Below are 7,900 nucleotides of genomic sequence, written 5' to 3' on the forward strand. Positions count from 1 at the left end.
CCTTCGCCCCGCTGCCCACCCCACCCTTTCAGGAAAGGGCCTGCGGTCCCAGTCCCTCTTTTTCTAAGAAAATCTAAGAAGTTTTTGCTTGTAAAGATAGAAAGTTAGTAAACTCTACCATCTCTTTCAATTTCTTCATTGCTTTTCCACTATCAATTATCTCTTGTGCAAAACTGATACCTTCTTCTAAACTGTTGACTTTGTTTGCCACGTATAACCCAGCTGCCGAATTCAAAACGACCACATCCCTTTTGGGACCCATTTCACCGTTAAATATGTTTAATATTATTCTTCTATTTTCTTCTGCGCTTCCGCCTTGGATCTCTTGTATGCTGTACTTTTCCAGCCCTAAATCTTCCGGGGATATTTCTAACTTTTCTATCTTACCTTTATTCAAAAACGCCACTTTATTCTTTCCTGACAGGGAAAATTCATCTATGCCTTCCGAACCATGAACAACCATCGCCCTTTTAACTCCCAAGTTGTTCAAAACCTCTGCTATGGGGTAAACCAGCTTTGGATCGTATATACCCATTAATTGATATTTTATATTTGCAGGATTTGTTAAGGGCCCTAAGACGTTAAAAATGGTCCTTATTCCTAATTCTTTTCTTGGTACAGCAGCATGTTTAGTAGCTTTATGAAAATCTTGAGCAAAAAGAAAAGCTATATTTATCTCTTTCAAGCATCTTTCAACTGAAGAAGGGGGTAATGATATATTGATTCCAAGAGATTCCAATACATCCGCGCTTCCACTTTTACTTGATACGGATCTGTTACCGTGTTTTGCAACAACAACCCCAGCTGCTGCCAAGATAAAGGCTACAGCGGTAGAAATGTTGAAGGTTCCCTTAGCATCTCCACCTGTTCCACATGTATCCATAAGTTCGCCGCTTTCAATACTTATGGGTGTTGCCTTTTCTTTCATAACTTTTGCACTTGCTGTGATTTCTTCCACCGTTTCTCCTTTCATATGCAGAGCAACTAAAAAACCAGAAAGTTGACTGTGTGTTACTTTACCTTCCATAATCATCTCCATCGCCTGTTCCATCTCGTCCAAACTCAAATTTTCTCCTTTTACAACTTTTTGAAGATAGTAATTAAACATAGCTGACACCCCTTTCAACTTTAATATTTATAAAATTCTCTATTAATCTCGGTCCTACTGTTGTTAAGATAGATTCTGGATGGAATTGTACCCCATATATTTGGTAACTAATGTGCCTTAAGGCCATGATCTCTCCGTCTTGTGTAGAGGCGGTAATTTTTAATTCTTTCGGGAACATCTCGTTTGACACGATAAGTGAATGGTATCTGGTAGCTTCAAAGGGGCTATCTATACCTTGAAATATATCCTTTTTTTCTTTGATATATATCTTAGAAGTCTTTCCGTGGAATATCTCTTTTGCTCTGACAACCTTTCCATTGAAAGCCTCGGCAATGCACTGATGGCCTAAACAGATTCCAAGAATTGGAATTACTCCTTTAAAGTGTTTAATGGTTTCGATGGAAATTCCAGCATCTTTGGGAACACCTGGTCCCGGAGAAATTATTATGTGAGAAGGCTTGAGCATTTCAATATCTTTTACAGTTATTTTGTCGTTTCTATAGACCAAAACATCATCGAACTCACACGCTGTTTGATATATGTTGTAGGTGAATGAGTCGTAATTGTCTATCAAAAGAATCATCTCAACAATCCCCCTTTTCTAAAGATTTGAACATTGCCATTGCCTTGTTGACTGTTTCATAATACTCATTTTCAGCAATCGAATAAGACACTATACCAGCACCAGCTTGTATCCTTACTTCATTTTCTTTGCACACCATCGTCCTTATTGCAATACTTGTATCTAAATTTCCTTTTGTATCAATGTATCCAACTACGCCGGCATAGATTTCTCTTGGTTCGTCTTCCAATTCATCAATTATTTCAATTGCCCTAATCTTTGGAGCTCCTGATACGGTCCCGGCTGGGAACAAAGATTTCAATACATCAAGTGAGTTTAAATAATTCTTTTTTAAACCTTCAACTTGCGAATAGATGTGCATCACATGTGAATATTTTTCAATTCCAAAAAATTTTGTAACCTTAACACTTCCTTCTTTACATACCCTGCCTAAATCGTTCCTTGCAAGATCAACAAGCATTATGTGTTCCGCCCTTTCTTTCTCATCACTTAAGAGTTCTTTTTCTATGGCTTCATCTGCTTGGGGAGTTTCTCCCCTCTTTCTTGTACCAGCAAGGGGCCTGGTGATTACTCTTTGGCCTTCAACTTTTACTAGCATTTCTGGAGAAGAGCCAATAATGGTTGCTTCTGGAAAATTAAGATAAAACATGTAAGGTGAAGGGTTTATCTTTCTTAGATTTTCATATATTTCAAAAGGATGTTGCGTTATTTTGCAAGAAAACCTTTGAGATATGACGATTTGAAAAGCCTCACCAGCGTTTATATAATTTTTTGTTTTTTCTACTTTTTCGACGAATTCTTCTTTACTTGTGTGGTGTTTGATCTTCAATTTGACTTGATCATTATTTCTTTCTTCTTCCTTTTGAGTAGAGGCTTTTTCTAAATCTTTTAATATCTGATGATTTTCATGTTTAGCCAAAGAAATTCGACTTTCTATATCTTCTTCTGACCCGCTATTCACAACATTAACCAAATATCCCAATTTTTCATTTTGATCTAATATCAATGAGATTCTTGGAAATACTAAGATAGATAGTGGTAAATCTCCATGTTTGAGATCTTTATCCATTTCATTATGGTATATATCTTCCCAAACGGAAATAATCTCATAACCGAAGTATCCTACAAAACTTGCAAATAAATCTGGGATATTTAGAATACTTTCATACTGAATACTTTCTAACTGTTCCTTTAAAAAAGATATGTAGTCTGTATTTTCATCAAGAAAAGCTTTACCTTTTTCAAAAAAATGGAGTCTTGTCTTCTTCTTGGTTGTATAATTTAATTTCGCGACTTTTAATGGAGTGATTCCTAATAAGGAATACTTTTTTTCGTTGATCGAAAGATTTTCTAATATAAACGAATATTGATTATTTAAAGCAATTTTTTTATAAACTACTGTTGGATCAGGATTTTCCAGGCTTATTTTTTCTATAACTGGTAAAATTGTTTGATTTATTACAGACCTTTTAGTATACATATTCCCCTCCTTCTCGGCATTAATTTTTGCTTAGTTTGTGCTTTTTAAAAAAATAAAAGGAGGTCCTTTTATCCCTTTTTTAATAGGAAAAAGACCTCCTTAATTAAAAAAGGGCATCCCTGAAGGGATGCCCTTTGATTACTTTTTAGGCAGATTCATACAGGCACCCCTATCCGAGATGCCACCACCAATTAATTATATTTATTGTATTGTTTTTTAACTTGGGTGATTTAAAAAAAAGCTTTTCTTGATCAAACATGCTATTACCCCGTTAATATCAATTTAATTTTAGTATAACATAATTTTTTAACCTTGTCAAGTAAGGTATTAGCTCATAATTAATTGTCATCGGAATAGGGTATTGTTTAGATTGTATTTATTCTTTGAAATTAATTTGTTTTTTATTAAATAAATGTTATATAATTTATCCAGAAAAACATTTTTCTTGACTTAATCTTACAATATTCAAGCCTTTATAAGTTTTTTATTATTATAACAACATTTCAAAGACATTGAATTATGATCTAACCAATCTTTTTTACGTACATCTAATATGAGCTAATGAATATTGGTAAATGGTTTAAAAAGTTGCTGGCGAAGAAGTAGAATCTGCCGGCTAGAAAAAATTTAGACTACAAACTTATTAAATCATTGATTGGGGAGCGAGAAAATAAATGATTAAAAAATTTGTAAAAATAAAAAACACTGGAAGATTCGTAAATTATTCTGCACACGGGAATATTTCATTAAGCAAAGTGAACATTATTTATGGAGAAAATAGTACTGGGAAAACTACTTTAAGTTCAATAATACGCTCTTTAATTTCCAATAAACCAGATTTGGTTTTAGAAAGGAAAACCTTAGGTTCAAATGAGGATCAGTATATTGAATTATTACTTGAAAATGGCAAATTACTTAAATTTCAAGATAGTAATTGGAATGAAGGGAACGAGGAACTAGAAAGTATAGAAGTGTTTGATGAATTTTTCATAAATGAAAATATTTATACAGGATTAGAAATTCAGTCAGAACATCAAAAATACCTATATCAGTTTGCAATAGGGGTAGAAGGTACTAGTTTGGCAAAAGAAATTGAAAATATGAAACAAGATTTAACTACATATAAGAATATAGAATTAAAGAATTTAAAAGACCGAATCGAGCTATTTATAAAAGATTATTTTGAAATAGATGATTTTGTAAAGATGACGGAGGATAGAGAAATAGACCAAAAGATACAAAAGAAAAAACAGGAATTAGAAATAGCAAAATCATCACAAGAAATAAAAATCAAAAAATTTTTAAACTCGATTCCTCCATTTTCCTTGCCTTTTGATCTTAATATGATAAAAATCCTTTTAGCTAAATCGTTAACTAATATTTCAGAAAAGTCACTACAAAAAACAAAAGACCATATAAGCAAACTTGCGACTGTTCTAAAAAGAGAAGCAGAACCATGGTTGCGCCAAGGTTTATTCAGTGTTGAAGATAATAAGGATAATAAATGTCCCTTCTGCCAACAAGATCTAAAGAATGCAGAAGATACAATTAAATCATACCAGCAGTATTTCAATATTGAATATAGGGAATTAAATGAAAGTGTTGAAAAATATTTAGAAAAAATTAAAATGACTAATATTGCGCAGCTATTTGATAATGTAAGAATAACAGTAGCCGATAATAATACTTTGTTTGAATTCTGGAAGAAATTTTTAGAAAATATAAAGGCACCAGAAATTAAAGATTTTGAAAAATATTATGATGAAATTACCAACTATTTTAATGAAGTAAAATCAACTATGGTAAGCAAATCTCAGAGCATTTTAACCCCATTAAAAACAATTTGTGTGGATAACTTATCAAGCTTAGTCTGTGATTTTAATAAAATAATTAAGACTTATAATTCTTCCGTTGGAAATTTAAATGAGCAAATAAAAGAAGTTAAGAGCAAACAACCCGATATTAATGAATTAGAGAAAGAAATTAACAAGCTTGAAATCGAGAAACAAAGACATTCTCCTGGGATTAATGAACTATGTGAACAATATATAAAGGTAAAGAAAGAGATAGATGATAAAAATAAATTAATAGGCAAAAAGAAGAAAGAATTAAAAAAAGCCATTTCTGAAAAAGTTGAGAAATATGGAAATAAAATTAATATAATCCTTGAGAAATTTGGAGCGCCATTTAAAATTTCTAGACAAACTCAAAAATATCGGGGAAGAAGTGAAGAACCTTATCTTGAATATTTTCTTGAAATAGAAGGATGCGAGATAAATCCTATTGAAAAAGCAAAATTTACTTTAAGTGGTGGAGATAGAAACGCACTTGCCTTAGCCTTCTTTATAGCAAAGATTATCGTTGAAGAGAATATCCCAGAAAAAATAATAATCTTTGATGATCCGATGTCAAGTTTCGATATTAATAGAAAAAGAAGAACGATAGAGTTTATTAGGGATTTGTCTAAGGATGCAAACCAAGTAATAGTTCTCACTCATATTAATACTTTCGCATTTGAATTAGATGATGCGTTAAAAGATATTGGCATAAAACCTAAATGTTTAGAGATAAAAAATGGCCAAATATGTGAATGGAACATAAATGAAGATAAAAAACGCCCTTATTTTAGGAATCTTTCGAAATTAGAATCTTTTGTGCATTATAATCAAGATATAAATTCTGATGAAGCACAAAGATTAATTAGAATATGCTTAGAAGATAAGCTTAAATTTAATTATTTTCATCTTTTTGAAGATCTGGGCGATGATTATTGGTTGGGAAATATAGTTAAGAAATTAAGAGATCTGAAAGATGATTCAAACCTTAAGTTTAAACATTCAGATAAAAATGAAGTTATAGAGGAACTTGGAAACTTGTGCGATTTCGCGGCGGCCTCACATCATGGTAATATTAATGCTCCACAGAAAAAAGACTATACCCAAGCTGAAATTGTAAATTATGTTAAATCAACCCTAACAATGATTTATGATTGGCTATGAAAAAAAGATTTTGAATCTCATATAACCGAATTCAAGTCCTCATAACGGGACGAATATCTAAAATCGATTTGTGCCTCTGCAAATACCGATGGCTGAAGATTGCTCACCGGAGTTGATGATAATGGTAAGCCTATTGGCGTCGAAGACTCTAAGAAATGACGGGATATCCTTGGCATTATACCAAGTGTCCGATTAAAAAAGAAAAACGGTAAGGAAATAATTATTATAGAAGTTAAGCATTCGAATTATCCTAGAAATGAGTTGTTGGTAGATGTATTTTTCAAAGCTGGACTAATAGAGGCTTGGGGTAGAGGAACCATAAAAATTATTGATGAATGTAAAAAAGCAGGATTACCGGAACCCGAATTTAAAGAGGAATTTGGCGGTTTTGCAGTTTATTTCTATAAAGACATTTATACAGAAGAACATTTAAGAAAAATTGGGTTAAATGAAAGGCAAATCAAGGCAGTAAAGTATGTAAAAGAAAAGGGAAAGATTACGAATAGGGAATATCAGGAAATTACCAATGTATCTAGGCAAATGGCAACTATTGATCTCGCAGAGATAGTGAAGAAGGGGATATTTACAAGGATTGGAAAAGCAGGTAAGGGAGTTGCCTACCAATTGACTAAATTGACTAATAAATGACCAATATTTGACTAACGGGAAATGAAAAAAAACATATCAGGAATCAAACATTTATTTTAGAACTGCACCCACAAATGACTTAAAGGATTTAATGGATTTAATAAACAAGAAAATTTTTAAATTTGAGGGGAAAGGTAGGAATAGCCACTATGTTATCAAATAATTTGGCAATTAGTTGGCGAATATTTGGCAATTACTTGGCAAAAAGAAAAGTAGAGTACCAACGCCGACAAAAAGATGCCAGTTAAGATCAAAAGGAAAAGTAAAGACAAAAATGAATAAACTCTATTTTAAAAAAATTATAGACGATAACAGATTCAAAAAATTTCCTGAGTTTGACAATTACAAAAATTTAAGAATTCTAAAACAGGCATGAATAAATGTTCTGTTAAGGCAATCAAATTTAGGAGACAAAAAAATATCACTCCTCATTGAAACCATCACAGCAAAGGAGTGATATTTTTTAAAAGCAGAATTATAAACCTTATACTTGGCATTAGTATCAGCTTTCTATAACTACTTTACTAAATCTTTTAGTTCTTCTAATGTTATACTAAGAATATTTTTCTTTATTTGGTTTATGGTTTCTTCATTTGCTTTTCTGATCTTCTTTTCTAAACTTTTATCGAAATCTTCTCCAAACCTTTGGTTTAGGATTTCTATGATGAATTCTATAAATCTTTCTCTTTCTTCAAGTTTGCCTTCTAATCGAGCTTTTTCTCTGTCTCTTTTTGCTATCTCTTCTAATGTGTCCATTCTTGGCACTCCCATTTCTTTTAGCTCTTCGTAACCGGTTTGTTAGATCCATTGGCGATGCCTATTTATAGTATGTCTGATTTTTTTATGGAGAAATCTTTGCCTATTAGTTCAGTTTGTTCGCATTTTAAATCTGTTTCTTTTCTTTGTTGTGTGATCTCTCTTGGTAGAAAGGCTTTTAGGAAGTCATAGAATACGGTTCTGTCTTCAAATAATTCTTTGAATATGGAGTCTTTTTAATTATACCATATGTTTTTGAAGGTGTGTTATCTTATCATATAACTCTCGTATAATGATTTTTATTAGCGCCCCTTCGCCCCGCAGCC

The 7,900-nt window shown here is 32.1% G+C and carries 7 protein-coding genes; 2 read left to right on the forward strand and 5 right to left on the reverse strand.

Annotation, left to right across the window (positions count from 1 at the left end; genetic code table 11):
• Nucleotides 1–73 precede the first annotated feature (73 nt).
• The 3 genes from trpD to X926_RS07495 are packed head-to-tail and all read right to left on the reverse strand — an operon-like array spanning nt 74 to nt 3,171.
• Nucleotides 74–1,108, reverse strand: coding sequence for an anthranilate phosphoribosyltransferase (gene trpD / locus X926_RS07485; protein ID WP_103065602.1), 1,035 nt, complete (start codon nt 1,106–1,108; stop codon nt 74–76).
• Nucleotides 1,101–1,691, reverse strand: coding sequence for an aminodeoxychorismate/anthranilate synthase component II (locus X926_RS07490; protein WP_199171193.1), 591 nt, complete (start codon nt 1,689–1,691; stop codon nt 1,101–1,103). Before X926_RS07490 ends, trpD begins: the two co-directional genes overlap by 8 nt.
• 1 nt (nt 1,692) lies before the next feature.
• A complete protein-coding gene (locus X926_RS07495; RefSeq protein ID WP_103065604.1) occupies nt 1,693–3,171 on the reverse strand; it encodes an anthranilate synthase component I family protein in 1,479 nt (492 codons plus the stop codon).
• A gap of 674 nt (nt 3,172–3,845) precedes the next feature.
• Here X926_RS07495 and X926_RS07500 point away from each other — a divergent pair.
• Together X926_RS07500 and X926_RS07505 are read left to right on the forward strand one after the other, a co-directional pair.
• Nucleotides 3,846–6,170, forward strand: coding sequence for an AAA family ATPase (locus X926_RS07500; RefSeq protein WP_103065605.1), 2,325 nt, complete (start codon nt 3,846–3,848; stop codon nt 6,168–6,170).
• A gap of 225 nt (nt 6,171–6,395) precedes the next feature.
• Nucleotides 6,396–6,818 carry an ATP-binding protein gene (locus X926_RS07505; RefSeq protein WP_255408802.1) on the forward strand — a complete coding sequence of 141 codons (423 nt, stop codon included), beginning with the start codon at nt 6,396–6,398 and terminating at the stop codon, nt 6,816–6,818.
• A gap of 516 nt (nt 6,819–7,334) precedes the next feature.
• Here X926_RS07505 and X926_RS07515 read toward each other — a convergent pair.
• The gene (locus X926_RS07515; RefSeq protein ID WP_103065608.1) at nt 7,335–7,574 is read right to left on the reverse strand and encodes a hypothetical protein; all 240 of its coding nucleotides are present in this window, start codon (nt 7,572–7,574) and stop codon (nt 7,335–7,337) included.
• A gap of 65 nt (nt 7,575–7,639) precedes the next feature.
• Complete coding sequence (locus tag X926_RS10450; protein WP_233581217.1) at nt 7,640–7,801, reverse strand: Rpn family recombination-promoting nuclease/putative transposase; 162 nt, start codon at nt 7,799–7,801, stop codon at nt 7,640–7,642.
• Nucleotides 7,802–7,900: the final 99 nt, after the last annotated feature.

The organism is Petrotoga sp. HWHPT.55.6.3, from assembly GCF_002895495.1.
In the GTDB taxonomy this organism is placed as follows: Bacteria; Thermotogota; Thermotogae; order Petrotogales; family Petrotogaceae; genus Petrotoga; species Petrotoga mobilis.